This is a genomic window from Methanogenium cariaci JCM 10550 (assembly GCF_001315945.1).
Classification (GTDB): Archaea; Halobacteriota; Methanomicrobia; order Methanomicrobiales; family Methanomicrobiaceae; genus Methanogenium; species Methanogenium cariaci.
Window position 1 is genome coordinate 1 of record NZ_BBBG01000023.1, and the last position, 24982, is coordinate 24982.

Sequence of the window (24982 nt, forward strand, 5' to 3'; positions counted from 1 at the left end):
TTAAAAGAGGTTCCTGTTTTACTGCGTTCGCTCCTGCTGCGGGTGAATGGAATACGTGTTGTCGAAAAAAATATGGGGTTGGAATTCAGGGAGATTATCCCTGAACGAGTATTTTCAGAGATATTTATTGCGCTGCAACCACTCACGCTGTGGCCGGGTGTAACGGTATATGATATCGCATTTTTCATCCTGGAATGACCACGGTACTACGATTAACACGTCTCCTTCGCGAATCCATACCCGCTTTTTGATCTTTCCCTTAATGCGCCCAGTACGGGTCACTCCATCGAAACAGCGTACCCTGATATGGTTTGCACCGAGCATGAGATCTGCTTCTGCAAACATCTCTCCGTTCCTTTTATTGGGCAGTTTCACCCGTACGATTGCAGGTGGTGCGGCCTGTGTATTTTTTTTCCTGTTTTGGTTTGCCAGAATACTCACTCCTTTTATATATATGTGCCCTCTTCGGATAAAAAGGTCATCCATGATGATGGGGGCGAATAATATTCGTAATTTTTGCCTTTTATTCCGTGATTGGTGACCATGTGTCTTAGTATCCGGCGGGTTGGTTTGTAACGGACGGGCTCCTGCTCTCCCCCCCGGGGTTCATCCGGTTTGTGTCTGTTCCTCTTTTCCAGGGCCATCAATTCCATGTTATAGGGCTGCACGTGGTAATTCGGCTCTCTTGGCTCCCTTGCGCGGAAGAAAATGGAAACGATCTGACCGGCCATTTCTCCTGAGGTTCTCAGACTAAAGTTCTTTGCAAAGATTATATCTGTGTCCATCCCTCTGCACCGATGAGGGGGACAAACCGGACTGCACCATGATGGGAGACTGTCAGTTTATCTCCCGTTTTGTGGATACAGGTCAGTACCTGCAGATCCCTGTCTCCGACCGGGAGTACCATCCTGCCGTCGTCAGCCAGAAGGGCCGTCAGTGATGTTGGGACATCCGGTGCTGCGGCGGTGGTGATGATCCCGTCAAACGGCCCTTCACTCTTTGGCAGTGCCGTGCCGTTTTTGGTGATGACGGTGATGTCTTCCACATCTGCCTGTTTCAGGTTCTCTTGTGCGAGGTCGGCAAGTTCGGGAATGCGTTCTACGGTGGTGACCCTGCATCCGATCAGAGCGAGGATTGCTGCCTGATATCCTGATCCTGTCCCGACTTCGAGAACCCGGTCTCCGGGTTTTGGTTCAATCAGGGCCGTCATCAACCCCCCCACGATATAGGGCTGTGAAATGGTTGCCCCCCCGTAGCCGATTGGCAGCGGGCAGTCATCATAGGCACTGTCCCGCAGGTTTTCCGGGACAAAAAGGTGGCGGGGGGGCAGACGGCGCATGGCATCAAGAACCGCAGGGTCTGAAATGCCCCGGGCCGCAATCTGTCCGTCAACCATCCTGTTGCGCAGGGCGGTATACCAAATGTCTTCTTTCATGGTATGTCATTTCCCCCTTAGGCTGCATACCTTCGTTTCTCTGATGTATAACATCCGTCTGGTGTGCTATACTCAGGATTTACTCTTCTTTTGGTGGATGCAGGCAGAACCATCCGCCGGTAAGACCATACTTCTTTGAAATTTCACATTCCGGGCAGTTACAACCCTTGCTTACACAGTCTGCCTTTTTTGTCGGACCGCGTGCACAGAAGAGTGCATGTGGTTCTACATCCATCAGTTTGTTCTCCCGGAATGTCTGACAGGGCCCGCAGAATTGTTTGCAGATCTCCATATTTTCCGGTGTGTCTGGTACTTTCATCTCTTTCCCCCCCCTTCCATTCGGTGAATGGATACCCTTACTCCCCCCCCGTCATTATATTTAAATGATAAATGTGCTGCTGATTTTTCTGATCTCCGGAGGTATGGAGCACTCACTCGTCCCGGCAGTCAGGGCCTGAACAACAATATCAGAATCGTCGTCCGGTTCAAAAATCGGTATTATTTTTTGACAGATTTTTTCGGTGGGAGATGTGTGGTATTCATCCGGTGGAGACCACATATAATGGTCACGAGATACCAGGTTATGGCAATAGAGGTGGATGGATAATTCTCGTAGACGGTCTGAAACATCCTGTTGAAATTCGGTATCATGGTATTTTTCCGGTGCTGTCGGACCGCATGGTCCGAGGTCCTGTCCCGGAGAAGGGTTTGCAGAGGGATTATTTTGACAGGGACGGTTTTTCTCAGCTGTTTATCCCGGTATGCGACGAACCTCTCTCATCGGTCTGCTGCATGAATTATCATACACTTCTCCACGTGATCCATTAAGTATTCTGGTTTATCTGCGCATTTCCGGCAATAATTCTGGTTTAATCCGGGAGGTTGCTGCTGCTGATTTCTCACGGGCGATTGGGAGTGGTTCCGACAGCTCCGCAATGCGATATATAATGTGGTATAAGCGCGCATTATTATAGAATGGAAAACTTTTTTCGATTCTCGACATTTCCCATATCACCGGAAATAATCAAAGCAATAGAAGATATGGGATTCGAAGAGCCCACGCCTATACAGGCGCAGGCAATCCCCCCCATACTTGAAGGAAAGGATGTGACCGGACAGGCACAGACCGGTACCGGCAAGACCGCAGCATTCGGTATTCCGGCACTGCATACTGTTGACCTGACCTCCACAAAGACCCAGGTAATCGTGCTCTCACCGACCCGTGAACTTGCCATCCAGACGGCTGAAGAGTTCAACCGGCTTTCAAAATACATGAAAAAGCTGCACGTTCTCCCTGTCTATGGTGGCCAGCCCATCGAGCGCCAGTTCCGTGCGCTGAGAGTGGGTGTGCAGATTGTGGTCGGTACTCCCGGACGTGTGCTGGACCATCTCGACCGTGGGACCCTCTCCCTGAAAGATGTAAAGATGGTCGTCCTCGATGAGGCTGACCAGATGCTCGATATGGGATTCCGCGAGGATATTGAGAAGATCATTGCCGACACTCCCAAGGACCGGCAGACCGTGCTCTTCTCTGCAACGATTCCCGCCCCCCCGATCAAGGAGATCTCACGCCGGTTCCAGAATAAACCGGAGTTCGTGCGTGTGCAGCACCGTGAACTGACCGTTCCGCAGATTGAGCAGCTCTACCTTGAGGTGCGCAACCGTGAGAAGAACGAGGTGCTCTGCCGTATCCTTGAGATGTACGATCCCGAACTTGCCTGGTCTTCTGCAACACCAAGCGTGCGGTAGATGAACTGACGACCCAGCTGCAGACACGCGGCTACTTCTCAGAGGCACTTCACGGTGACATGAAACAGTCACAGCGTGACCGCGTGATGGCAAAGTTCCGCAAGGGTGCAATTGATGTGCTTATCGCAACCGATGTTGCCGCACGGGGAATTGATGTGGATGATGTGGACCTTGTCATCAACTTCGATGTCCCGCAGGATGTGGAATATTATGTCCACCGTATCGGACGGACGGCACGTGCAGGACGTCAGGGACGTTCCATCACCTTTGTCGGACCCAAGGAGATCTACAAACTCCGGAGCATCCAGAAGTATGCACATATCAAGATCACCGCGATTCCCCCCCTGCCCACTGCCCGTGACGTTGAACGTACCCGCATGCGCAATCTGATAGAGAAGATCAAGGAGACCGCGGATGACAGTGAGAACGACAAGTATGTCGAGATCGTCGAGCAGGTCATGGTTGACGGCTACACCTCTCTTGATATCGCTGCAGCACTGCTGAAGATGAAACTGGATACCGGCAATGATTCGGATGACAACTCTTCCATTCAGGCGGATAGTTTCGGTCACTCGGGCATTGTTCAGCTCTGCATGAATCTGGGCAGGGAAGACCGTATCCGGCCAAAGGATATTGTCGGAGCCATCACCGGAGAGACAGGCATTACCGGCAAGGAGATCGGCGCCATCAGCATCTTTGACACCTACTCCCTGCTGGAAGTCCCCCCCAGGAGAAGGCAAAGCAGGTCGTTGAAGGAATGGTAGGCAAATCCATCGGCGGCACAAAACTTGTCAACGGGAAAGCTCTCGGCTATGACTGTCCAAAGAATGAAAATTCCCGGAAAAGAAGATACTAAATATTTTTTTAGTCTGGAAAATCCGGACTGCGGATCAGGCAGATCCTGATTTGACCGAAGGAAAAATTCCGGTTTTGTCTATTGCAGGTGATTCTTTCGGATTTTTTCCGGCAAATTTCCCGTATCATGTACGGCAGATGATAGTTTCTGCTCGGGCAGAAATGTCCTTATGTTCACACTGAATCCATTTTCGGTGAACGTTTACAATGACTCCCCGTTTGAATTTATGGGTTTTATGGATTGTCTTGCAGCGATTCTTTCGATATTGAAATTCCTGCAGAGACCGTCAGAGAAGTCGTCATACGGTTCATTGTTCCTTGGGTTTGAATTGCTGAGCATTACCTTTGCCCACTTTTCATTGCAGAGTTTATATAATCTGAAAGTCAGGTTTCATGAAGCGTTATCTCCTATATTGGTGCTGGAGTGCTGGAGATTTTCATACCTTTCCAACCATGCATGTAAATGGAATTATTTAAGATTCGTTCGGTTTTTTCCGAACGACCGCGTAGGGTTTATCGGTTCATCTTCTGAATAGAATATTGCTTCAGGGTAATCATACGGTGATAGAAGGTGAAAACGGGAAATGCTGGTCCGAAGGTTTCTGGGATCGTGTCCGGAATGGTGAGACCGTTTCAGATGCTACGAGAAATGCAAAAGATGACTGCTTTTGGCAATGGCCTACCGGCTACCATGGGTTGATACCTATGAAATCTCAGGCAGTTACAATAGTTACCTTACTCCTGCACGTTATGGAGTCTATTGAGAGGTGATTTGAGAATGAAAAAAGAATTTATTATCGCAATTATGGGTATATTTGTTACTATTTCAGCGGTGTATGCAGTTATAGCCACAGCTCCAATCGGGGTGGACATTGCAAAAGAAAAAGTACAGGAATTTGTTAATGATCCATCAGCCAATATACAGTATCAGAATACCAAATGCCTGAATATAGGTGATTATTATACATTCAGCACAGGCAATGGTCAGGTATATGTCAATATGTACACGGGCGTGGTTGAGCGTGCATCTTTTAATGATGCCCGGAAATCATCTGGTGAAATTCGGCCTGATTCTGCCGGGGGGGTAGAAATGGTTGCAAGGGAGTACGCAGAAGAGAAATACTCCGGCTTTGCTGACATGAATATGCAGCTTATAAAATCCGATTTAAGAAATCATGGTGATGCAGGCAGTGAGAATTCATTTATCTGGAGAGAAAATATTGAAGGGGGGGTTCTGACACCAAATACCGTTGTTGTAAATATTCATCCTGTATCCGGCTGGATAGTGTCATATATTGGAATTCAGCGAGAGATTAATTGCGTACTTGAACCTGAGCTCTCAGAGGAAGATGCCTTAAAAATTGCGGAAAAACAATTTCCTGGCATAGAGGTTACTGAAAAAACAGCCGAATTAACCATAGAATATACAAAACCCGGCCTTCAGTCTCTGACATGGGTAATTACCATGAAAGGTAAGCCTAAGGATTATGTCCTTCAGGGTGGTCTGGTAGTAATTGATGCATTGACAGGAGAGGCGCTGATGACCAGCCCATACCTCTAAATGACTGTATATCACAGGATGGTACAATGCGTTCAAAGGTCTGGATCTGGGTAGCCCTTATTGCTACCATAATTCTCATTATTTCCGCAAATTATTTCATAGTCAGTGAATTTAATCTAAAATCAAACCATGTGCAGGAACCTCTCAAAATTATCCGGTGGATAATGCCTTTTAGTCTGGATTATGGAAACCCGGATTATAAATTTCCGGTCATAATTTATGATGAAGATAAGGGAGGAAGCTGGCATATCCGGGATGAGGACAAATGGAACCGGGCAATAAATATCGGAGACCGCTACAGCCCCCCCAATATGTCACACCCGGAAGATATGTGGTATACACCCGATATAACAGTTGAGGGTAATAATCTCAGCATTGATTTTATTGTCTGGAATACTGCAGGGAAAGATTGTGAGAGTGCTATCCTCAATATGACATCATGGACAGAAAACCTGAATGAAACCACCGGTTATCCAGAGAGGGATACCGTGTCTTTCATCACAAAAGAGGTGCGTATAGACAATATTTCAGCCGGAAAATCAGATGAAGTACGGATTGTGACTGAACTTTTAAAACCCGAAAAGGAAGAAATTCGTCGTCTTACGATCAAAATGCGTGCCCCATATACTTTCACCGGGAAAAACAGCACTTCATGCACTTATTATTCCAATCATGGAAGGCCGCCATCAGGAGATGTAAAATTTATACTAAAAGGAAAGGATGCACCGGAACTGGGATCGGCACCAACAATTCGTGGAAGGTGAAAAAAACAACCACATCCAACTATTTTTGAGATATTGCCACACCATTTTATTCTAGGATTTATTAGTAAAGCGTAAAACCCCCCCCTGGTCTTTAGCCCGGAGGGAGTTCACTATGAATTCCTGAGGTAATATTCCCATATTTTTACTCCAATCTGTGAACCGCCGATTTATGGGGGATTGTAATGAAGATGCAATCCACAAAACTCTTTGTTCGGAAAATATTATACTATTATATCCCTGGGGGGTCTCTCGGAGATAATTCAGATATGAATGATATTGCACTCAACCGGGAAGACATCACTGCTTTATCCTCAGATGTTCGGATAGCCATATTAAAAGCACTTGATGACCGGTCAGGGAATAGTATAAATGACCTTGCCGGAGAACTCGATCTTGCCAGGTCTACTGTCCACCAGCATCTTGGCATTTTAATGGATTGTGGGCTTATAAAAATGGATGGTAGCAGAAAATGGCGTACCTATTCTCTTACCTCAAAAGCACAACGCATTCTCCATCCGGAAAAAGGATACAGAATAGTATTGTTGCTCGGCACATCAATTTTTACACTTACTGCCGGTTTGTTTTTTATTCACTCATATGTATGCGGCTATACCGTTCAGGATACCAGTACGATTCATGATCCTCTGATGTTAATCATAGGTGAACTGCTCCTTATTCTGGCAATTGCACTCTGGTATATTCTTTTCCGGTTGAGAAAAGCAAAGAAAAGGTATTCAATATAATGTCTGTCCAGCCAACAGTTTCAAAAGAACTGGAACGATCTGGTGAGACAGTCACCAGCCTTTCCTTTTGACGTTTTCCACTCTGTGTTGCAGACCGTAATTCTACACTGCCTCCACCTGCCGGAAACGGAAGATGATACGCCAGTCCTGCTGTTCCCGGAGAGTGACCTCATTCATCTCTTCCAGAAATTCGCAGAGGAATTCCATGTTCTTTGCATGCTGAATCTGGTTTCTGATGGCGGTGATATGGCGGACCGTGTGTGCATACCGTTCGGCATTGCGCTGGTATTCCCGCTGGAGACGGAGTGCGGCAATGGCCGAACCTACGGCAGGGAGCGTGATGGTGAAAAAGGCCATCAGCATCGGAACACGGAACGGGTATTCGGTCTCCCAGTGACCGATACCGGTTGCGTGAAAAACCGCGAGGATGAGGGTGACGGAAAAAATCGTTACACCGGCATAGGTCAGCATGGTGTATGCACGCCGTGCGGATTTCCCCCCCGCCTGTTCATAAAACGAGAGGCGGTTTGTGATCCATGCAGACCGGAAGAACTTCTTGATGGGTACGTAGGGTATGTCCAGACGGCAGCAATAGATGGGTCGGGAGGCAATGATCTCTTCAAACGCCATCACGATCCAGTCGTTGGGGGGGCGGTGGGCCATGCTCATATGAGGGGGGGTATCCGGTTTTTCGCACTGGATACAGATGATGCAGAGAAAGAATGCCGCACGCAGGCGTTCGGCGAGGAAGTTATAATCAATCCACCTGCGGTGGAAATCCCCCCCGTGGCGTGATGCATACATGAGGAAAATGATCAGGGAAATTTCAAACACCTCCACCCATACCAGCCAGGCCATCTCCGGGAGAAACAGCGTCTGAAAGGTGATGGTGGCAACGGCGAGGGCGGCAAGGAGGGAGACACATATGCCGGTCATTGCGTGCAGGCGTTGGTACTTCTTTGCCAGAAGGCGGGTCCGGGTAAAGTAGGGGGGGAGCAACGATCCGTATATCGGTTCCAGAATATCGTCGTTCAGCGTTGCCTTCTTTGCCTCCTCACGGAGTGAGGTGGTGTAGCGCCGGTACGTGGCGGTATACCTGGTGAGGTTCACCTCTTCCGTATTATACTGGTTGAGCTGTGCATAGGAATCGAAGATCATGTCGTCGTGGGACCGTTCATACTGGCTGCCGTTCGTTGGGTTGACGGCGATGATCGTTCGTCCGTGATTCCGTGCAAGATCGAAGACACTCCCCCCCGGTCCGTAGAGGGCAGCACCGTTCCCACTCCCCCCCGACGAGCAGGGCAAGGGTGCAGCAGTCGATGATCGCATCGTGGACCGGGTTGTAACCGGGGGTTGCATCCTCTTCATGGATGGTTTTGATTCCATGGTCTATATTCCCTTCAAACGGGCAGAGGTTATCATCCGGTTCATTTTCTCCACAGTGGATGAGGACAATCTCCGGGGGTGCGCTGCTTCCCAGACACGGTCTGCAAGCAGGGCTTCAAGGATGATGTGTTCCGGTCCCGCCTGGTGGGGGGGAAGGAAGAACCGGTAGGAATGAGGGGGTGTCGGCAAGGATCGTGTCGAGGCGGAGAAAGACGTTTTTGATTGCCTCCAGTACCGCACCCGCGGTGAAGTGGTGCTCGGTGACGATGAGCCCCCCCACCTCTATTGAGGCTGCGAGGCGGGCGGGTGGAGATATCGAATCTGCCGCTGACCGGGTGGTTTCTGCGGGTGGTTTTCGGATATTCCCGTTCTCGGTGTCTGCCTGCATGGCTGTCTCTATCCTCCCTCTGAACAATGATAAAGGTTTCATGGGAATGCGGAGAAGACCCTACCGGGGGGGTCTCATGACGGGAAACTCCGGGTAAAAGTATTTCCCCTGTGGCGGATATCGGTTGTTATCGCATGATGGTGCGAAAGGGAGACAGATATATGAGCGGAACAGGCGGAGGTAGCGGTGCCGGAGGAGCGAACCTGATCCCCCGGACGGTAGGATTTTTGTATGCCATTGTGGCGGTATTCGCACTTGCGATACTCTGGTATACGGGGGGGAAAATAAATCGCAAAAAGGCGTTTCTATTCTTATTCATCTCGACAGGCTTTGGATTTCTGATCTTCGCACCGGTTGCACCGCACAACTTCCAGCAGCTGATTCTCCGTGATGTTGCGTCACTGGGCGTCTCCCTGCAGGTGGCGGCGGCAGGACTGCTTCTGATGCTTTTCCTTTCTCTCGTCTTCGGGCGAATATTCTGCGGTCATATCTGCCCGGCGGGTGCCGTTCAGGAACTTGCCTCCCTTGTGCCCCTGCCGAAATTCGGGCAGAACTGGAAAGGGATCACCCGTGGCATCCGGGCGGCGGTCTTTGTCATCGTCCTTGCCGCAGCGTTCGGATGGTCTGTCGGCATTATCGATTATTTCGGCCTGCAGGAGTTCTTCTCGCTTGATGTGACATCCGTTCTCTTTTATGTCTTTCTTGGAGTGCTGCTGCTCTCAATGGTGGTCTACCGACCGTTCTGTCGGTTCATCTGCCCCCCCTACGGGCTGCTGCTCTCCCTCACCGCGGCGGTGAGTGCCTTCAAGTTCCGCCGGACTCCCGCATGCATTGAATGCGGGTGCTGCGAACGGGTCTGTCCCACGAATGAGGCAAAGGTGGGTGACCGGAAGTCGGAATGTTATATGTGCGGCCGGTGCGTTGAGGTCTGCCCGGCGGAGGGGGGGGCCCTTGTCTACCGGCGTGCATCGGGCCGGTGGTCGGCTGCCGGTATTTTGGATGAAGAGGAATAGGCAGGGATCATTCCCCCCCGGTAATTTTTCGGGGAATCTAAAGGGCGGCAGGTCTGCCTGGTGTTACTTCTTTTTGTTGGTTTTCCCCCCCGATACCATGGCCTTTGCGGCGAGTGCGGCGGTTGAAAAGGCCGCCTGCAGGTTGTAGCCGCCGGTGTCCCCCCCGTCGATGTCCAGAACCTCTCCGATGCAAAAGAGGCCGGGCACTTCTTTTGCTTCCATGGTCTTCTGACGTATGGCATCCCGTGCCACCCCGCCCCGTGTCGCCATCGCTGTTGCATAGCCTTCGGTGCCTTTCACCGTGAACGGGAAGTCGGTCAGATACCGGATGAGGGTGTTTCGGTCGGTTTTGGTGAGATGGGCGCAGGTGGCATCACGCGGGATGCCGGAGAGTTCGAGCAGGCGGATGAGAAACCGGATTGGGATCCCGGTCTCCGCGAGCACGGTCTTCACCTGTCGGTTTTTTCCGCCTGCGATGACGGCAGCCAGATCTTTTCGGGCACTCTCCTCGTTTGTGCCGGTCACAAATCCGACGTGCAGGCTGTCACCGGGCCGTACATACCGGGAGATGTGCAGGGCACCGGGGGGGCCGGATATACCGTTTACGGTGAGGATGATGTCTCCTGTTACCTGCCGGGTCTTTTTGCTATCCCGGTAGAGGGAGAGCGGGACGTCGTCAAATGATATGCCGGTTAAGTCGCGGAAGGGATAGTCCCTGATGAGGACGGCCGCGAGTGCCGGTCCGGTCTCGGTGACGGGCAGTCCCAGTCGGTCTGCAAGCGTGTATCCGTCGCCGGTGGACCCGGTCGCAGGGTAGGAGGCTCCGCCGGTTGCAAGCACGACCTGCTCTGCGGTATAGGTGGCATCTTCGCTACTGACCGTGAAGAGATCGTTTGTAGGCTTGATTGTCTGGACGGACTCCCCCCCGCATCGAATTTCAATCCCTGCACGCATGCACTCTGCCATAAGACGGAGAGGACATCCTTTGCCGTGCCGTCTTTGGGGGAAGTATTTGCCGTTTTCATCGGCGGTAAAGGGGATGCCGCGTTCCCGGAAGAATGCCAGCAGGTCGGTGTTTTTAAAGTTCATCAAAGCAGGCCGGAGAAATTTTCCGCCATCCCCCCCATAATGGGACACAAAATCAGCCATTGTGCCGGTATGGGTGAGATTGCATCTGCCCGCTCCGGTGATGCAGAGTTTTCTCCCGCAGGAGGGCATCTTCTCAAGCACAAGGATACGCCGGTCTTTTCCTGCAGCACGGCAGGCACAGAAGAGACCGGCAGGGCCGCCTCCGATGATGATCGCAGTATATGGGGGGGTGCGGGTATCGGCAGGGTCTCTGTCGCTGAAATTATCTTTTTCGGTCATAGCTGTTGGGTGGTCGTTTTTGGTGTTCATGGAGTATTGCTTTGCAGGCCCAAACGTATGTTGCATTATTCTCTGAAAGACTAGTCACGGAACTGTGCATGTTTTCTTGCGGTTGCCCTGAATATTTCATCGCAGACCGCAGGGAAGTCATGGGCCAGCACATTCACCCCCCCTTCTTCGGTGATCCCTCCGGGGGGGGTGGCCACGCGACGGATGATATCCGGAGAGGTGGTTCCGGGCGTCTCCAGCAGGGCGGCTGTTCCGATGAACGTCTCGCAGGCAAGCCGTTCTGCCTCTGCTGCAGGAATCCCGGTCATCCGTGTTGCAGATTGGGCAAATTCGTGCACCATCGCTGCAAAGAATGCCGGGGGGGCACAGCTGGTGAGGGTGGTGTAGGCTTCGATATTCTGTTCTGCGATGACGACCGGGGGGGTGGCGATAGCCCCGAAGAGGGACAGGGCCAGTTCCCGGTCGGCCGGGGTGGTGCGCCCGGAAAAGACCATGAGTGACACTCCCTTCAGGTGTTCCGAGGTGACCGAGGGTATCACCCGCACCACCCGTGCCGGTGTCAGGGCTTCGAGTTCGCTCAGGGCGACATCCGATGCAATCGATATGAGCAGTTTGTCGTCTGTCAAAAGGTCTTTGATCTCCTCCATGACCGGCACCACGTCCGGCTGCCTGACACAGAGAATGATGATGTCCGCATCCCTCGCAAGTGTGCGGTTGGTGTCTGCAATTCCTATCCCGGTTTCCCTGGCGATTGCGTCTCGTGCCTCTGGTGTCCGGTTTGAGGCGGAGATGTGGTGCGGGACTGCCGCCCCCCCACCCCGGATAAATGACCGGATGAGCATGCATCCCATGCTCCCCCCGTCCCGATGATCCCAATCTGTGTGTCCATCCCTCTCACTGGTTCTTCTGCTTTCTTATCTGTATCTCTTTTTCAGGGATGTCCCGCTGCTGCATGGGCTGAAATTTCATTGTCTGTCAGTCTCCTGCCGTATGTATTCAGTCCTGAGATGGTGCCGTCAAACTTGCGGACATGGGTAGTGGAATAAAATGAGATCCCATCCGGGCCCCGACCTGGTAGGGGGGGCCTGTTGAAGGACGAAGACCGCCGGTACCTATATTGATGGATGCTTCCCGATTTCCATTGACATAAATTGCGAGGGTGCCATCTGTCTGGTCATAGATACCGACGACGTGGTACCAGACATCTTTCTGTGGCTGGGTGGATGAAAAGACCACTTTATCGCCTGTTGCGTTGGTTGCTGCGACAAACTCAAATCTTGAGTTGTCTATATCGTGCTCAAGGTGGTATTGGCGATTATCGTTGGTATCGCCTTTCACAACAATGGTGGCCCAATTTTCATTATTTGATGCCGGTGTCGGGTTTTTATTCCACCGAACCCAGCTCTCGACACTAAATCCGTTTATCTGAGGGACGGGTTCATCCTCTCCGGGCTCCCCCCCGGTGACTTCAATGGTGGCAGATATGAGGGGAACCTTCAGGGCGGCATCTATCATGGTCAGCTTCCATGTGCCATTTTCAAGGGCTACATCCGTGGATGGCTGTTCCTTCGTCAGAAGATATGTGGCGTTCTGCCGGGATTGTCTGGAGATATAGAGCGTATCTCCCGGTCTGAACTCTTCTGTTCCGTTACCATACCGTATCTCCGCGGTATTGCCGTCCGGCCGGGTCAGGATGATGGATGCGGGCATGCCCTGTTGTGTGCCCTGGAAAGATAGGGTGTCGCCTTCTCTGAAGAAGATGGCAATATCTTGTGCAGAATCATTGCCGCCGATGCTGTATGCTGCCATTGTTCCTGAAAAGAGTGCAGGTTCTAAAAGAAGCGAATCGGATATCCCAAACCAGACGGTGCCGACGATGAATGCTGCCACTGCTGCAAGGGCAACCATCAGAATGATTCCGATGGACCCCCCCTGCACAGCAGATTCCTTTGAACCTCTGTGTAGTGTACTGGTCTGTCCTTCTTTCATACATGTCTTATGGGTTTTTTGTTTTATCAATGGTGCGGGGGGGCAGATGCATTCACTCAGCGAAAAAAAGATGGAATATTTTTTAGGGGTATTTTTCCGTCAGGCCGTATCTTCCATTTCCCGGATGATGATCAGCCGCCACTCGGTGGCATGTATCCCGATGGTTGTCCAGTAGGCCTCTTTCTGCACGACTCTGTCAAAGCCGGTGTCATAGAATGCATAGGTGTTATACCCCGACCAGTTACCTGCATAATGACGTGCAAAGTCGGATATTTCCGGGAATGCATCATAGAGGGATTCATTGAAGGTCTCTTTGCCGATTTCTTCCGGGTCTGCGTCATAGAGAATGCGCCCGTCCGTCTGGGCTGCCATGATGGTATACGGTGTGCCTTCAACAGCGAGAACCGCATACTCCCCGATGATCTCATCCGGTGCGAACGCCAGGCTTACCAGCTGTCATGCAGTCATCAGGGTAAAGACCGGATACTCGATGACCGAGGCATACCCGCCCTGTTCAAGTGGAATGATGTCGCTCATCAGGGCCTGTCGGGTGGTGAAGAGTTGCCGAACCACAGTCTGGTTTCCCAGGTTCTTTCCGATGAGGGTCTCAGTCTTTGTTGCCGGAAGGCCTGTGACTACGGTGCCGTCCCTGTCAACGGCGATCACGGTTTTGCCCGAGGGGTCGGCGTAGAGAAGGGTTGTCAAAGGTACGTAATTGCACGCACACGAGGCATCAAGGCCCGTTTCGGATAGTTCTGCTGCGGTCTCTGCCGCTGTTTTGTCAAGCGCGAGAAGCCGGGTGTTGATGTCACCCTGGAGCGTGCCGAGTATACTGAGCATTTCTGCATGTGCTTTTGTATCATCGGAGACGGGTGCCGGTGACTCTTCTGTCTGAAGGCACCCTGCGGAAAGGATGGTTCCACAGATGAGCACTGCTGCAATGAATACCGGAATACCTGCGGTCATTGGTTCCGTGTCTGTTTTCACCCAGAGGGGGGGTTGGAAAAAAGTCATATATTCCTTTTGTCATGCTCTCATCTCTCCCAATCAACAGATTCATCAGGTCTGGCAGAGACTTCTCTACATGGCATCGCCTCTCTTAGCGCTGATATTATCATTTTTCATTCCCGGACTGGGACAGTTTTATACCGGGCAGTTTCTGAAGGCCATTCTGCTCTTTGTTGCAGCAGGTGTCTTGGCATTCTTCTGGTTCACGCTTATCGCAATTCCCCCCCTGTACCTCATCGTCTGGATCTACAGCATGTATGATGCCTACACGGAAGCACAGAATACCTGATCTGTCTGTTTCAGACCGGGGGAAATTCGATAATCCGGATTGATACGATGTTGTATCATTATGGGAGAGGAACAGACGGTTCCTCTCTTCTTTCAGCATCTTCTTTTGTGCGTTTTCCCTGACTGAGACATTTGCGTATTATCTCTTTCAGGCGGTACAGCGTCTGGGTCTCTGCAAAATTTTTTCCTTCCCAGCGGATGATTCCGTCTCTGTCGATGAGATAGAGATATGCCGATGACGGGTCGGTTATCTCCAGCGGTCCGGTGAGTTCGGATGCACCGCCATAGATGGTCATCACATAGTCATGTTCAGCGTCCGGAATGCCTGAACGCATACCACTGTCAATGATTTTTCGCATCGGCCGCCAGATGGCTGAACTGATCACCGGGATCTCATAGATTGCGATTCTTTCTGAACTCTGGAAATCCTCTTTGACAGGAATGAGCCATGAATCGATCATATCCTGTGCCTCGCGGGCAAATGCCACGACGATGAGTGCCGGTGCCCCCCCGCTGGCTGCGTCAGGGAGGGTCTTTCTCTTCCCGGAAAGCGCCTCTGCAGTTATTTTCGGGAACCGGAATCCTGTCACCATGGGGGTTGAATGGTTTTCCGGTATAATGAATCTGTCGGGCACCACCAAGGTCTTTTCATTGGGGCATCTCTGTACCGGGGAGTGAGGTATTCTGCAAATGCCCTGAATATCTGTGATGGACTGCAGGGGGAGAGGGCACGTTCCTTATTCAGATGAAGCCTGGAGTTCTTCAAGGCGTTTTTTCACGATCTCCACATGCCCGGTCACCTTGACCGGCGACCAGACCTCGCGGATGTGACCATCCGGGCCGATGAGGTAGGTGGTCCGTACAATACCCAGTAGTTCACGCCCGAGGATCTTTTTTGGTTGCCATGCCTCGTATTTTTCAATGACTGTATGTGATTCATCCGAGAGGAGGATAATCTTCAGACCATGGGTGCCGGCGAACTTTGCATGGCTCTGACAGGAGTCTGCGCTGATTCCGATGATCTCCGCGTTCAGATGGGAAAATGCCTCCAGTTCCTCGTTAAAACTTTTTGCCTCGGTCGTGCATCCGGGAGTATTGTCCTTCGGATAAAAATAGACCACAAGCCATCTCCCGGAAAACGTATTCAGGCAGATCTCCGTATTGTCTTTGTCCGGAAGACAGAATCCGGGTGCCGGCATGCCGACGTCAAGTGCCACCATGATGATTCACGAGAGAGTTTCCTTACGCGATGCTATTTATAATTATTTATATTCTGGTTGGTATTTTGGCTCCCGCTTATTTCTCTGCATGGGAGTATGCCGGGAAGATAATAGGTTATCCCTGCATCATAGGGATGCATCTCCTTTAGGTGATGTCATTGCGTGTCCCCCCCGAACTGTTTGGCTCTTCTTGTGGGGAACATCCGGTATTTTACCTGAAAGCCGGTGATTGTTGATGCACATACGTTCAGTTTTTTATGACTGAATAAATCATATAAATAGTAAGTGGGTAAAATTTGGTGTGATCAAATTAGCAAATCTTTTTTATTAGTGCTACATAGGTTAATAAAAGTGTGAAGTGATTACATGAAATATTCTGGATTATTTGCAGCCGCTGTGTGCGGCCTTGTTCTTGTTGCTGCCCTCTGTGCAGGATGCACCAGCACATCATCATCTGCAGCCGCACCGGTTGGAGGAGATTCATCCGCTAGTATGATGACCATCACAGACGGCATGGGCCGTACGGTTACGGTTCCTGCTGCACCCGATCGGGTAGTCTGTTCCGGCCCCCCCGGTTGTCTCCGGTATCTGACATATCTGCAGGCGGAAGACCATGCTGTGGGTGTGGACGATATGGAGATTAAAGAGAACATGTTTGATGCACGGCCGTATGCCCTTGCAAACCCGCAGTTCTCCTCTCTGCCGATGATCGGTGAATTCCGCGGAAACGACGACCCGGAGAAGGTTGTGGCCTGCAATCCGCAGGTGATCTTCAAGACCTACTGCACCGAGGCGTCTGTTGCTGACGAACTGCAGGAAAAGACCGGCATTCCGGTGGTTGCCCTCCAGTATGGAGACCTGAGTAAAAATCGTGCACTTATGGATCAGTCGCTCCGTCTGATGGGTAGCGTCATGGGCAACGACGATCGTGCCGAAGCGGTGATCACCTACTTTGACACTATGACCACAGACCTGAACGAGAGAACCGCAGGGGGGGTTGCAGAAGCAGATCGTCAAACAGTCTTTGTCGGTGGCATTGCCCACAGTGGCCCGCATGGTTTCCAGTCAACACAGCCTACCTATCCACCATTTATCTTTGTAAATGCCCGTATGTTCTCTGAAGGACCCCCAGACAGCCTACGCCAATATTGCACCGGAGAAGATCATTGATTTTGATCCTGAGATCATCTTTGTGGACCTTTCAACCCTGCAGACCAGCCCTTCGGCAGTTGATGAACTGAAAGATGACCCGTCCTACGCCGCGATGACTGCGGTGCAGGCAGGCGAGGTGTATGGTGTGCTGCCGTATAACTGGTATACCGCAAACCACGGGTCAGTGATGGCTGATGCCTACTTTATCGGCACCGTGCTCTACCCCGATGCATTCTCAGACGTTGACCCGGCAAAGAAAGCGGATGAGATTTACACCTTCCTCGTGGGAGAACCGGTCTACGATAAAATGGACGGACTCTTTGAAAATAAGGTATTTGAACGGATCAGCCTGGAATGATCCACACATTCTTTTTTTGTGAAATTAGCACCGGCACAGAGATGATATTCATGCCGGCTGTTTCACCCGCCGGCAGGAGGGTTTCCTATGCATTTTGCTGACGGTAAAATTCCGGAAGGTATATCAGATATACCCGGCGAAAGGTGGCGGTCATCGGAGCAGGTATCCTGTTGCTTGTGCTGCTGCTTGTGGTCTCCATTGCGGTCGGTGCGGTTGAGATACCGGTTCTTTCGGTTGTCGAGGTTATTCTGGCACGGATCTACTGGATGCTGGGTACTGCGGTGGAAACGATCCTGGGTTGGGTGTATGGACTGCTTAGCTCTGTTTTTGAACTGCCGGATGTTTCCTTTGCCGGAACCCTGGTGGAACCCGTGAGTGGTGATTCCCTCTATGATCGCATCATCTGGAAAATCCGGTTGCCGCAGGCGCTTGCCGCGATCGTGGCGGGAACGGGCCTTGCGATTGCCGGTGCCGGTATGCAGTCTGTCCTGAGAAATCCCCCCCTGGGATCTCCGTTTACTCTGGGTATCTCCCATGCAGCCGCATTCGGTGCTGCGTTCTCGGTCATTATCCTCGGGACCGGCACGATGCGCAGCAGCGGTGCCGACGCGATTGCCATTAATAATCCGTACATCACTACCTTCTTTGCCTTCCTCTTCTGTATGGTAGCAACCGGTATCATCATCGCAATATCGCGTATCCGGGCATCATCACCGGAGGTGATGGTGCTTGCCGGTGTTGCCATCGGTTCACTCTTTACCGCAGGGACGATGTTTCTGCAGTACTTCGCTGATGATGTGCAGCTTGCTGCTGTCGTCTTCTGGACGTTTGGAGATGTGGGCCGGGCCGGGTGGAATGAACTGATCGTGATGAGTGTCGTCGTCATATTGGCGATGATCTATTTCATCCTCAAACGCTGGGACTACAATGCGATTGATGCCGGCGATGAGACGGCAAAGGGACTTGGCGTGAACGTCGACCGCGAACGCATTGTAGGAATGCTTGTCGCCTCGTTTGTGACAGCCGTCGTTGTGGCGTTCCTGGGTGTTATCGGGTTTGTGGGCCTTGTCTGCCCGCATATGGTGCGCCGGTTGATCGGCGATGATCACCGTTACCTGATCCCTGGCACCTGTGTCTGCGGCGCACTCCTGCTTCTTGCCTCCGACACGGCCGCCCGCCTGATACTCGCCCCCCCCATATCCTGCCGGTTGCGATTCTCACGGCATTTATGGGAGCTCCAATATTCCTCTATCTCATTATCAGGGGGCGTTCATAGTGATTCTTGACATAAATGATGTCTCGTTTACCTACCGCAGTTCAGATGTGCTGCACGATGTATCCTTTGCCGTTAATCCCGGAGAGGTGGTCTCCATTCTCGGGCCAAACGGGGGGGTGGGGGGGAAGACCACGCTTCTGCGGTGCATTAATGCGATTCTTGCACCGAAGACCGGGGGGGATATTCTCGTCGGCGATGAGAATATCCTCTCCCTCTCGCGTATGGAGGTGGCACGCCGCATCGGCTATGTGGCACAGCAGTGCGAGAAGGCACGCCTGACCGTCTTTGATGCCATTCTTCTGGGCCGTCGGCCGCATATGGGCTGGAATATTTCGGATACCGATCTGAAGATTGTTGATGCTGCAGTCCGGATGCTGGAGCTTGAGGATCTTTCCCTGCGCTATATTGATGAGATGAGCGGGGGGGGAGAACTTCAGAAGGTGAGTATTGCCCGTGCCCTGGTGCAGGAACCCCCCCGGCTCCTGCTCCTTGAAGAGCCACCAGGTATCTGCGGTCATGACGATGCATGACCTCAATCTTGCCATCCGGTTTTCAGACCGGTTTATTCTCCTGAAAGACGGGACGATTTATGAGGCCGGTGGCCATGATATCATCCAGCCTGACATAATAGAAGAGGTGTACGGCCTGCCGGTCTATGTGGAGACGGTGGCAGGTCATCCCGTGGTGGTACCCAACGGGGGGGACAGATGAGGGAAGAGCTGTTGCCCGCCACCCCCCCATCCCGTTGCACCATTTTTTCCCGGTATCATCTGAATTTGGGGGACAAGATAAGAACCTTTTTACCATTTTTTGCACATAGTGGATTATGAAATATAATCTGACAGGGGGATAATCTGCAGTTCGTCACGATGGAAATCGAGCCGGGCGAGATGGTCTGGGCTGAGGCCGGTGCTCTGGTCTACATGAGTGGCAACATCAATATGGAGGCAAAACTTCAGGGCGGGCTTCTGAAAGGTCTGAAACGCACCCTTGCAGGCGAATCCTTTATGGTGACGCATTTCTCCAGTGCAGGCGGTCCGGGACTGGTCTCATTTGGCGGCAACTGTCCGGGAAAGATTGCCGCACTTGACATCACCGGAAAGGAGTTTATTGCACAGAAGGATGCATTTCTCTGCGCCGAAGAGAGTGTGAAGTGGGAGATGGCATTCCAGAAACGTCTGGGTTCTACATTCTTCGGCGGTGAAGGATTAATTCTCCAGCACCTTTCTGGTGAGGGTATGGTCTTTTTACATGCGGCAGGAGATCTCGTGGAAATTGACCTGAAGCCGGGCCAGACATACAAGGTGTCGACAGCCCATGTGGTCGGCTGGGAACCATCGGTCAACTACGATATCGAGGCAGCAGGCGGCGTTAAGACGGCGATGTTCGGTGGGGGGGAAGGTCTCTTCATGACCACACTCACCGGACCCGGAAAAATAATAATTCAGTCCATGACCCTGCCGCAGCTGGCGGATGCCGTACAGCCTTTCCTCCCGACCCAGTCATCCGGAGGCGACAGTGGGGATTCCAGCTGAAATTCTGATATGCCTATGACAGAGAAAAGCACTGACGCAAACAGTCGCGGCAGACGGGCAGGGGGAATCATCCTCCTTGCCTGTGTCATCATTGCCATCATCCTGTTTGTACTGGCCAATCTGGGCATCATCGCGGTAGGCCTTTTCATGTTCCTTCTTCTGGCACTCATCGTCGTGGGTATCATCTGTATCGGCATTGCAGTCTTTGCGATTCCAATGTATATTATGAAGGATACCACGGTCGAGCCGGGCAATTATGAACTGGACGAGGTTTCACCGGTGAACAATAATGAAGACCACTAGGTCTTTTCGTTTTTTACGATCAAACAAACAGGAAGCTCACGACTTCATTCATGGGTAGTTGATCGATCTACACATGTCTGAGAACTGACAATAATATAGCATATGCATGCGTGCTGTCCTGTTGTGCTTGTACATGGCTGGAAGAGCCACCCCGGGGGGGTCTGGAAATCTCTTGTCAGACGGCTGGAAGCGGAGTCTGTGGTATGCTGGAACTTTAGCCACAGCAAACTGCGGGATGCGGGTGGTGAAGAGATTGGTCATGCCCTGATGGGCTATATCCACGATATGCAGGAGGAGTATGCCTATCACGGACCGGTTGATATGGTCTGTCATTCCATGGGTGCTGCGGTGGCCCGGTATATGCTGGAGGTGATGGACGGGGTCTCCTGCCGTATTCCGGTGCGAAATCTGATTGGCATCGGCCCGCCGAATAACGGTTCATCAATGGCGGAACTCTTCAACGATCCCGTTCACGGACCCGATATTCTGCGGCAGCTGACGGGCACCTTTGTGCCACGCACGTATGATCCCATGACAGACCGGCTGGTTCAGGATTTCCGGTCAACCGGGCCGTTCGTGCAGGCACTGCGGGATGCGGGTCTGCGCAATGATATCCGCTATCGGGTGATTGTGGCGGGAAATGTAACCGGCACACCGGATTTTTTCCCCCCCTCTTCAAAGGACAGACGTGGGCATATTCCCCCCCCGACGGCTGGCAGCTGACCGCCCACGGTGATGGGATTGTGCCCCACGCAGATTCCCGCCTGCCCGGTGCCGATGTGGCCGTGCTGCCGGAAAACCCGACGGTGCTGAATGCGGCCGCTGCGGATTACTGTCATCTCCGCCTGCCGGGTAACCCGGAGGTGGCAGAACAGGTGATCCGGTTTTTACGGGAATAATATTTTTCTGTTTTTGGTTGATGCCGTGCGGCAATTTCCATTCTTTCCTGAATATAATGTGCCGGAAACGGACTATGGAAATAACGCAGAATAGCGGAGCAGTGAAAAAAATCAGTAAAGAATATTTACTTTGTTTATCTTTGCAGGAATTGTTCTTTTCAAACCAATTGCGGCACCTATGGACGGACGAATCTCAAGATTGAACTCCTGGTTTTGTGTCAGTCCCGTAGAAGGTTTGGCAACACAGGTAAATTTGTCCTCTCCTTCAAGGAGCAGATCATCAGTTTCAGCACCATGACTGATGTTCCACTCTCCAGGATTTATCCCTTCACTGGTAACAAAAGGATCATGGTGATCAAGAATTTCAATATCAGAACTGGTTGCAAAGACTGCCTGAACCGTATTAAAATCAACGGGTGAGCCACCGGCCGCAAGACCAAGAGTGAAACGAATGGCATCAGCTGTTGAGCCTCCATCGGTAGACCATGCATATACGTCTCCAATAACCTGCATACTGGATGATGCCATATCAACACTGGTATAGACAACTTCCTGAGATTTCTGTGTGGTAAAATAACCAGCACCCAGCACTACATAGGAGAATACTGCCGCGGTCACAACAAATGCAATAAGCACAATTGCGGCCTCCAATCCGGTAAATCCTTCATCAGGGGGGGTTGAATTACATCTCATTTCCTTCCTCCCTACTGGTGTGTACAATAGTTTTTTTGGTTCCGTGAAAACCTGCTGAATATGTTTATTTTCTTTTTTTAAAAATTTTATTCTAGGGGGGGTATTTTCTGGTTTCAAGGAACGATGCATACATTCCTGATTTAAGAGCAGGGTGTGCCGACTATGGAACGGAAAAAATTGGAGGAAAGATATCTTATTCAGCCAAAGAAAAATCGTTCACATCCCACCAGATCTTCATGCGGTGGGAATGGCCGGGCACGGTGACCGTATCACCGTCATGTTCCAGGGATTGCATAATGTAGTCTCTGAGTATTGTTTCCTGTTCGGCGGTGGTGATGAGGTGGCGGGGTTTGAAGTATTCGACCGCCTCTTCCTCGGTTGCAAACCGGTAGATATGTTCATAGACAAAATGCTCGACATGTGGATAGATGCCCATTTGGTACAGAGTATTGAAGATAATGTCGGATTTGGGTGAGGCTACATACGCTGACCCGTGGAGACGCGGCCAGAGGTCTTTTGCCATTATCTCCCATGATGTCTCTCCGGCAAACCAGTAGATATAGACATACTGCGATGAAGCTCGCACATCTTCGTTATCGCGGCTTTCATATCGGGGGGGACATCCAGAGAGAATGACGCAAAGACCACATCGTAGGGTCCGGAGAGATCCGCTGCCACATCCACGTCTTCCCAGCGTTTCTGTAGGCAGTCTGCATTCGTGATCTTCTCGTCTTCCAGGTTCTCCCTGAGCACGGTAAACATCCCTTCGGAAGGTTCCACCGCGGTCACGTGACTGACCTTGCGGGCGAGGGGGGGAATGGTGATCGCACCGGGCCCTGACCCCCCCACGTCAAGAACCCGTGATTCGGGTGTCAGAGCGAGTCCTGCAAGGGTCAGGTTGACCCGTTCCCCGTTCTTTTCATACGACATCCGGTAAAACTTGCGGGCGGCATCCTGTTCGTCCCACATGCTTGACGTGTCTTTGCGCTTGTTGGTCTCATGATTCTTCTGCACTGCTCTTTCCAGCATTCGTTCCAGTCGATGGTTGTCGGTATCATATGCTTCTCCTTTGATGTCAGAGTAATCTGAGTATCTCTCCGTATGGATCTCCCGGCGTTGGTCTCTGTGCAGAGGGTGGCCGCCAAAGATTGTTGTTATACGAAAACGATAATTGATCAGAATAGGTGTGATATTTCCTCTCATAAATAGGAATTCATTTCGTTCCCGACATGAGGGGGTTTTTGTTCCCGGTGAGCTGCCGGAAAGGGCCTTTTCAGGCAAACCCCCCCCTGTGCTCTCCGCTACCATTTTGTCGGTATGACCCGAATATGCTCTACCGGAGCTGTATCGCCTGTGATCATACTCGATGAACCCTATGTATCCCGTTACCTGAAAGAAACCATAATCTCTGCCGGTCTGCCTGTGCTCAGAAATGAGACTTCTCTGAAACAGGGCTTTCCGGACGGTACCCTTCTCATGGAAGATACGGCAGGTATTGCTTTGATAAAGAACAATCCCGAACAGAAACTCTACAGCAATTCTGAACATGCGCTTCAGTGGATTGCGGATCATCTGGCATCTACCGGACTGCCGGAAACCATCACACAGTTCAAGGATAAAGTGGCATTCCGGCGTCTGCTTCAGCCACTATTCCCGGATTTTTTCTTCCGTGAGCTGGCAGCAGAAGATCTGGACAGTCTGGATATCCGCAGTATTCCGAAGCCTTTTATCATCAAACCGGCAGTCGGCTTCTTCAGTGCAGGGGTGCACATGGTCGCCTCGGATGCGGAATGGGAAGAGGTTCTGCAGTCACTGAAATCAGATATGAAAGAACATTCCTCGCTTTTCCCCCCCCGCAGGTGTACAACGCTGCGACATGGATTATTGAAGAGTATATTCCCGGTACCGAACTCGCGGTGGATGCCTGTTTTACGGCTGACGGGGAACCGGTTGTTCTCAATATCCTCTCCCATATGTTCTCATCCGATGCGGATGTGGACGACAAAGTCTATCTGACATCCAAAGCGATCATCAGAGAATATCTCTCACCGGTGACGGACCTTCTTCGCCGGATTCAGCAACTCACCGGCATCAGGAATTTTCCCCTGCATATTGAACTGCGTGTGGATACGGACGGGCATGTCGTGCCCATTGAAGTAAATCCGATGCGGTTTGCCGGATGGTGTACGACTGATATCGCGGAGTATGCCCATGGCATCAATGTATATCGGGCATACTTCGAAGAGCATGTGCCGGACTGGGAGACGCTTCTCGCCGATGACAATGGAGATGTCTATGCCATTCTCATCGTAAAGCCGCCCGCAGACATGCCCCCCGAGACAATTGCCGGGTTTGATTACGCTGGGTTTGCCGCATCGTTTACCCATCCGCTGGAGATGCGGCCGGTGGATTTCACCTCCTATCCGGTATTCGGATTCTTCTTTGCAAGACTGGAAGGCGGCGACCTGCGGGAAGCAGAGAGATTCCTGCATGCTGATCTGCGGGAGTTCATCCGTACTCGGTGACCATCACCGACATATTTTGACCAAAAAAAGAGTATGGGGGGGCGTTGCAGGCGGCAACCGCGGTTTCTGCTTTTTTCTGGGGGGGTCTATCGGGATGATTTCTCTGTAGGGCCGGGAATTATCTCTTTCCCGTCTGCTGCTTCACAGATCAGCCCGACCACGACAGAGAACCCAATCAGATATATGGTCAGGACTGCGGTATAGAGGCCTCCGAAGTAGTAGATCATCACCGGCATAAACGGGAGTTTAACGGATCGCATATAGAGAAACACGCCTGCAAGGGCAGTTCGCATCCCTTTTTCCCGGAAGTCGGCGAGCACTGAATACCAGACATAGACAGGGCCCGTTGCAATGATACCGGCGATGATCGCGACAATCCATCCAAAGATTCCTGATTCTGACCCGAGGTATTTTGCAATTGCTTTTGGTTTGATGAAGAGATCGATGAGAAACATCAGGCACAGA

The 24982-nt window shown here is 51.5% G+C and carries 30 protein-coding genes and 4 pseudogenes; 17 read left to right on the forward strand and 17 right to left on the reverse strand.

Annotated features, from left to right (window positions below; translation table 11 throughout):
- Positions 1 to 198, forward strand: a 198-nt coding sequence (locus JCM10550_RS20860) for a hypothetical protein (protein WP_218185245.1), incomplete at its 5' end; no start/stop codon positions are given.
- Here JCM10550_RS20860 and eif1A read toward each other — a convergent pair.
- The 4 genes from eif1A to JCM10550_RS14155 form a co-directional block, all read right to left on the reverse strand.
- Positions 115 to 486 carry a translation initiation factor eIF-1A gene (gene eif1A, locus JCM10550_RS14140; protein ID WP_083475539.1) on the reverse strand — a complete coding sequence of 124 codons (372 nt, stop codon included), beginning with the start codon at positions 484 to 486 and terminating at the stop codon, positions 115 to 117. The genes JCM10550_RS20860 and eif1A overlap by 84 nt on opposite strands.
- Complete coding sequence (locus JCM10550_RS19900) at positions 447 to 785, reverse strand: hypothetical protein (protein ID WP_062400046.1); 339 nt, start codon at positions 783 to 785, stop codon at positions 447 to 449. Before JCM10550_RS19900 ends, eif1A begins: the two co-directional genes overlap by 40 nt.
- A complete protein-coding gene (locus tag JCM10550_RS14150) occupies positions 770 to 1435 on the reverse strand; it encodes a protein-L-isoaspartate(D-aspartate) O-methyltransferase (RefSeq protein ID WP_062400048.1) in 666 nt (221 codons plus the stop codon). Before JCM10550_RS14150 ends, JCM10550_RS19900 begins: the two co-directional genes overlap by 16 nt.
- Before the next feature lie 79 nt (positions 1436 to 1514).
- Positions 1515 to 1754: a DUF2769 domain-containing protein gene (locus JCM10550_RS14155; RefSeq protein WP_062400050.1), complete on the reverse strand. Its 240-nt coding sequence runs from the start codon at positions 1752 to 1754 to the stop codon at positions 1515 to 1517.
- Positions 1755 to 2476: 722 nt separating this feature from the next.
- On the opposite strand from JCM10550_RS14155, the gene JCM10550_RS23555 reads away from it, so the two are divergent.
- The 5 genes from JCM10550_RS23555 (at position 2477) to JCM10550_RS14180 (ending at position 7107) form a co-directional block, all read left to right on the forward strand.
- Complete coding sequence (locus JCM10550_RS23555; RefSeq protein ID WP_245619277.1) at positions 2477 to 3184, forward strand: DEAD/DEAH box helicase; 708 nt, start codon at positions 2477 to 2479, stop codon at positions 3182 to 3184.
- A gap of 17 nt (positions 3185 to 3201) precedes the next feature.
- Positions 3202 to 3948: a DEAD/DEAH box helicase gene (locus JCM10550_RS23560; RefSeq protein WP_245619298.1), complete on the forward strand. Its 747-nt coding sequence runs from the start codon at positions 3202 to 3204 to the stop codon at positions 3946 to 3948.
- 869 nt (positions 3949 to 4817) lie between these two features.
- A complete protein-coding gene (locus tag JCM10550_RS14170) occupies positions 4818 to 5600 on the forward strand; it encodes a PepSY domain-containing protein (RefSeq protein WP_062400054.1) in 783 nt (260 codons plus the stop codon).
- A 26-nt stretch (positions 5601 to 5626) separates the two neighbouring features.
- The gene (locus tag JCM10550_RS14175; protein ID WP_062400057.1) at positions 5627 to 6364 is read left to right on the forward strand and encodes a hypothetical protein; all 738 of its coding nucleotides are present in this window, start codon (positions 5627 to 5629) and stop codon (positions 6362 to 6364) included.
- Positions 6365 to 6630: 266 nt separating this feature from the next.
- A complete protein-coding gene (locus tag JCM10550_RS14180; protein WP_083475544.1) occupies positions 6631 to 7107 on the forward strand; it encodes a winged helix-turn-helix domain-containing protein in 477 nt (158 codons plus the stop codon).
- A 102-nt stretch (positions 7108 to 7209) separates the two neighbouring features.
- Here JCM10550_RS14180 and JCM10550_RS14185 read toward each other — a convergent pair whose 3' ends face one another.
- A complete protein-coding gene (locus JCM10550_RS14185; protein WP_157200307.1) occupies positions 7210 to 8493 on the reverse strand; it encodes a hypothetical protein in 1284 nt (427 codons plus the stop codon).
- A gap of 115 nt (positions 8494 to 8608) precedes the next feature.
- Positions 8609 to 8881, reverse strand: coding sequence for a hypothetical protein (locus tag JCM10550_RS19160; protein ID WP_157200308.1), 273 nt, complete (start codon positions 8879 to 8881; stop codon positions 8609 to 8611).
- Positions 8882 to 8991: 110 nt separating this feature from the next.
- On the opposite strand from JCM10550_RS19160, the gene JCM10550_RS14200 reads away from it, so the two are divergent.
- The gene (locus JCM10550_RS14200) at positions 8992 to 9894 is read left to right on the forward strand and encodes a 4Fe-4S binding protein (RefSeq protein ID WP_245619279.1); all 903 of its coding nucleotides are present in this window, start codon (positions 8992 to 8994) and stop codon (positions 9892 to 9894) included.
- A 63-nt stretch (positions 9895 to 9957) separates the two neighbouring features.
- Here the strand turns inward: JCM10550_RS14200 and JCM10550_RS14205 are convergent, their stop codons facing one another.
- The 5 genes from JCM10550_RS14205 to JCM10550_RS14225 form a co-directional block, all read right to left on the reverse strand.
- Entirely contained in the window at positions 9958 to 11292 is a 1335-nt protein-coding gene (locus JCM10550_RS14205) for an NAD(P)/FAD-dependent oxidoreductase (RefSeq protein ID WP_245619281.1), read from the reverse strand.
- A 50-nt stretch (positions 11293 to 11342) separates the two neighbouring features.
- Positions 11343 to 12122 (reverse strand): pyrroline-5-carboxylate reductase, encoded by a 780-nt coding sequence (locus JCM10550_RS14210; protein ID WP_062400066.1) that lies wholly within the window; start codon positions 12120 to 12122, stop codon positions 11343 to 11345.
- A gap of 145 nt (positions 12123 to 12267) precedes the next feature.
- A complete protein-coding gene (locus JCM10550_RS14215) occupies positions 12268 to 13260 on the reverse strand; it encodes a LamG domain-containing protein (protein WP_083475540.1) in 993 nt (330 codons plus the stop codon).
- Between the two features lie 99 nt (positions 13261 to 13359).
- Positions 13360 to 13632, reverse strand: coding sequence for a hypothetical protein (locus JCM10550_RS14220; RefSeq protein WP_062400070.1), 273 nt, complete (start codon positions 13630 to 13632; stop codon positions 13360 to 13362).
- 84 nt (positions 13633 to 13716) lie between these two features.
- Positions 13717 to 14274: a hypothetical protein gene (locus tag JCM10550_RS14225; RefSeq protein WP_218185234.1), complete on the reverse strand. Its 558-nt coding sequence runs from the start codon at positions 14272 to 14274 to the stop codon at positions 13717 to 13719.
- A gap of 70 nt (positions 14275 to 14344) precedes the next feature.
- Here JCM10550_RS14225 and JCM10550_RS14230 point away from each other — a divergent pair, with 70 nt between their 5' ends.
- A complete protein-coding gene (locus tag JCM10550_RS14230) occupies positions 14345 to 14557 on the forward strand; it encodes a hypothetical protein (RefSeq protein ID WP_062400124.1) in 213 nt (70 codons plus the stop codon).
- 58 nt (positions 14558 to 14615) lie between these two features.
- Here the strand turns inward: JCM10550_RS14230 and JCM10550_RS14235 are convergent, their stop codons facing one another.
- Positions 14616 to 15149 carry a hypothetical protein gene (locus JCM10550_RS14235; RefSeq protein WP_062400074.1) on the reverse strand — a complete coding sequence of 178 codons (534 nt, stop codon included), beginning with the start codon at positions 15147 to 15149 and terminating at the stop codon, positions 14616 to 14618.
- A gap of 144 nt (positions 15150 to 15293) precedes the next feature.
- Positions 15294 to 15776 carry a peroxiredoxin gene (locus tag JCM10550_RS14240; RefSeq protein ID WP_062400076.1) on the reverse strand — a complete coding sequence of 161 codons (483 nt, stop codon included), beginning with the start codon at positions 15774 to 15776 and terminating at the stop codon, positions 15294 to 15296.
- Positions 15777 to 16142: 366 nt separating this feature from the next.
- On the opposite strand from JCM10550_RS14240, the pseudogene JCM10550_RS14245 reads away from it, so the two are divergent.
- The 7 genes and pseudogenes from JCM10550_RS14245 to JCM10550_RS23565 all read left to right on the forward strand — a co-directional run bounded on the left by JCM10550_RS14245 (position 16143) and on the right by JCM10550_RS23565 (position 21299).
- A pseudogene (locus tag JCM10550_RS14245) lies at positions 16143 to 17286 on the forward strand (iron ABC transporter substrate-binding protein).
- Between the two features lie 87 nt (positions 17287 to 17373).
- Positions 17374 to 18562 (forward strand): annotated as a pseudogene (locus tag JCM10550_RS14250) (iron ABC transporter permease).
- A pseudogene (locus JCM10550_RS14255) lies at positions 18562 to 19273 on the forward strand (ABC transporter ATP-binding protein). Before JCM10550_RS14250 ends, JCM10550_RS14255 begins: the two co-directional pseudogenes overlap by 1 nt.
- Positions 19274 to 19431: 158 nt before the next feature.
- Positions 19432 to 20097 (forward strand): TIGR00266 family protein, encoded by a 666-nt coding sequence (locus tag JCM10550_RS14260; protein WP_062400078.1) that lies wholly within the window; start codon positions 19432 to 19434, stop codon positions 20095 to 20097.
- Between the two features lie 15 nt (positions 20098 to 20112).
- Entirely contained in the window at positions 20113 to 20400 is a 288-nt protein-coding gene (locus JCM10550_RS14265; RefSeq protein WP_157200310.1) for a hypothetical protein, read from the forward strand.
- 102 nt (positions 20401 to 20502) lie between these two features.
- Positions 20503 to 21123, forward strand: coding sequence for a triacylglycerol lipase (locus JCM10550_RS14270; protein WP_245619283.1), 621 nt, complete (start codon positions 20503 to 20505; stop codon positions 21121 to 21123).
- A gap of 20 nt (positions 21124 to 21143) precedes the next feature.
- A complete protein-coding gene (locus JCM10550_RS23565) occupies positions 21144 to 21299 on the forward strand; it encodes a hypothetical protein (RefSeq protein WP_245619284.1) in 156 nt (51 codons plus the stop codon).
- Positions 21300 to 21410: 111 nt separating this feature from the next.
- On the opposite strand, the gene JCM10550_RS14275 is transcribed toward JCM10550_RS23565, so the two are convergent.
- The 3 genes from JCM10550_RS14275 to JCM10550_RS20870 all read right to left on the reverse strand — a co-directional run bounded on the left by JCM10550_RS14275 (position 21411) and on the right by JCM10550_RS20870 (position 23300).
- Complete coding sequence (locus JCM10550_RS14275; RefSeq protein ID WP_062400082.1) at positions 21411 to 21992, reverse strand: archaellin/type IV pilin N-terminal domain-containing protein; 582 nt, start codon at positions 21990 to 21992, stop codon at positions 21411 to 21413.
- A 193-nt stretch (positions 21993 to 22185) separates the two neighbouring features.
- Positions 22186 to 22515 carry a hypothetical protein gene (locus JCM10550_RS20865; RefSeq protein WP_218185235.1) on the reverse strand — a complete coding sequence of 110 codons (330 nt, stop codon included), beginning with the start codon at positions 22513 to 22515 and terminating at the stop codon, positions 22186 to 22188.
- On the reverse strand, positions 22515 to 23300 hold the full coding sequence (locus tag JCM10550_RS20870; protein ID WP_218185236.1) for a class I SAM-dependent methyltransferase: 786 nt from the start codon (positions 23298 to 23300) through the stop codon (positions 22515 to 22517). The genes JCM10550_RS20865 and JCM10550_RS20870 overlap by 1 nt, the downstream gene beginning before the upstream one ends.
- A gap of 168 nt (positions 23301 to 23468) precedes the next feature.
- Between JCM10550_RS20870 and JCM10550_RS25310 the strand changes: the two are divergent.
- Both JCM10550_RS25310 and JCM10550_RS20880 read left to right on the forward strand, forming a co-directional pair.
- Positions 23469 to 23780 (forward strand): annotated as a pseudogene (locus JCM10550_RS25310) (hypothetical protein); the annotation flags it as partial.
- 2 nt (positions 23781 to 23782) lie between these two features.
- Positions 23783 to 24517, forward strand: coding sequence for an ATP-grasp domain-containing protein (locus JCM10550_RS20880; protein ID WP_281175416.1), 735 nt, complete (start codon positions 23783 to 23785; stop codon positions 24515 to 24517).
- Between the two features lie 86 nt (positions 24518 to 24603).
- On the opposite strand, the gene JCM10550_RS14295 is transcribed toward JCM10550_RS20880, so the two are convergent.
- Entirely contained in the window at positions 24604 to 24972 is a 369-nt protein-coding gene (locus tag JCM10550_RS14295) for a hypothetical protein (protein ID WP_062400088.1), read from the reverse strand.
- Between the last annotated feature and the right edge of the window lie 10 nt (positions 24973 to 24982).

Coding starts and splice junctions, on each gene's coding strand:
- eif1A (WP_083475539.1), bottom strand. CDS start 486: ATGGATGACCTTTTTATCCGAAGAGGGCACATATATATAAAAGGAGTG.
- JCM10550_RS19900 (WP_062400046.1), bottom strand. CDS start 785: ATGGACACAGATATAATCTTTGCAAAGAACTTTAGTCTGAGAACCTCA.
- JCM10550_RS14150 (WP_062400048.1), bottom strand. CDS start 1,435: ATGAAAGAAGACATTTGGTATACCGCCCTGCGCAACAGGATGGTTGAC.
- JCM10550_RS14155 (WP_062400050.1), bottom strand. CDS start 1,754: ATGAAAGTACCAGACACACCGGAAAATATGGAGATCTGCAAACAATTC.
- JCM10550_RS23555 (WP_245619277.1), top strand. CDS start 2,477: ATGGGATTCGAAGAGCCCACGCCTATACAGGCGCAGGCAATCCCCCCC.
- JCM10550_RS14170 (WP_062400054.1), top strand. CDS start 4,818: ATGAAAAAAGAATTTATTATCGCAATTATGGGTATATTTGTTACTATT.
- JCM10550_RS14175 (WP_062400057.1), top strand. CDS start 5,627: ATGCGTTCAAAGGTCTGGATCTGGGTAGCCCTTATTGCTACCATAATT.
- JCM10550_RS14180 (WP_083475544.1), top strand. CDS start 6,631: ATGAATGATATTGCACTCAACCGGGAAGACATCACTGCTTTATCCTCA.
- JCM10550_RS14185 (WP_157200307.1), bottom strand. CDS start 8,493: ATGGAATCAAAACCATCCATGAAGAGGATGCAACCCCCGGTTACAACC.
- JCM10550_RS19160 (WP_157200308.1), bottom strand. CDS start 8,881: ATGCAGGCAGACACCGAGAACGGGAATATCCGAAAACCACCCGCAGAA.
- JCM10550_RS14205 (WP_245619281.1), bottom strand. CDS start 11,292: ATGAACACCAAAAACGACCACCCAACAGCTATGACCGAAAAAGATAAT.
- JCM10550_RS14210 (WP_062400066.1), bottom strand. CDS start 12,122: ATGGGATGCATGCTCATCCGGTCATTTATCCGGGGTGGGGGGGCGGCA.
- JCM10550_RS14215 (WP_083475540.1), bottom strand. CDS start 13,260: ATGAAAGAAGGACAGACCAGTACACTACACAGAGGTTCAAAGGAATCT.
- JCM10550_RS14220 (WP_062400070.1), bottom strand. CDS start 13,632: ATGGCAGCCCAGACGGACGGGCGCATTCTCTATGACGCAGACCCGGAA.
- JCM10550_RS14225 (WP_218185234.1), bottom strand. CDS start 14,274: ATGACTTTTTTCCAACCCCCCCTCTGGGTGAAAACAGACACGGAACCA.
- JCM10550_RS14230 (WP_062400124.1), top strand. CDS start 14,345: ATGGCATCGCCTCTCTTAGCGCTGATATTATCATTTTTCATTCCCGGA.
- JCM10550_RS14235 (WP_062400074.1), bottom strand. CDS start 15,149: ATGGTGACAGGATTCCGGTTCCCGAAAATAACTGCAGAGGCGCTTTCC.
- JCM10550_RS14240 (WP_062400076.1), bottom strand. CDS start 15,776: ATGGTGGCACTTGACGTCGGCATGCCGGCACCCGGATTCTGTCTTCCG.
- JCM10550_RS14260 (WP_062400078.1), top strand. CDS start 19,432: ATGGAAATCGAGCCGGGCGAGATGGTCTGGGCTGAGGCCGGTGCTCTG.
- JCM10550_RS14265 (WP_157200310.1), top strand. CDS start 20,113: ATGACAGAGAAAAGCACTGACGCAAACAGTCGCGGCAGACGGGCAGGG.
- JCM10550_RS14270 (WP_245619283.1), top strand. CDS start 20,503: ATGCATGCGTGCTGTCCTGTTGTGCTTGTACATGGCTGGAAGAGCCAC.
- JCM10550_RS14275 (WP_062400082.1), bottom strand. CDS start 21,992: ATGAGATGTAATTCAACCCCCCCTGATGAAGGATTTACCGGATTGGAG.
- JCM10550_RS20865 (WP_218185235.1), bottom strand. CDS start 22,515: ATGGCAAAAGACCTCTGGCCGCGTCTCCACGGGTCAGCGTATGTAGCC.
- JCM10550_RS20870 (WP_218185236.1), bottom strand. CDS start 23,300: ATGGTAGCGGAGAGCACAGGGGGGGGTTTGCCTGAAAAGGCCCTTTCC.
- JCM10550_RS20880 (WP_281175416.1), top strand. CDS start 23,783: ATGGGAAGAGGTTCTGCAGTCACTGAAATCAGATATGAAAGAACATTC.
- JCM10550_RS14295 (WP_062400088.1), bottom strand. CDS start 24,972: ATGTTTCTCATCGATCTCTTCATCAAACCAAAAGCAATTGCAAAATAC.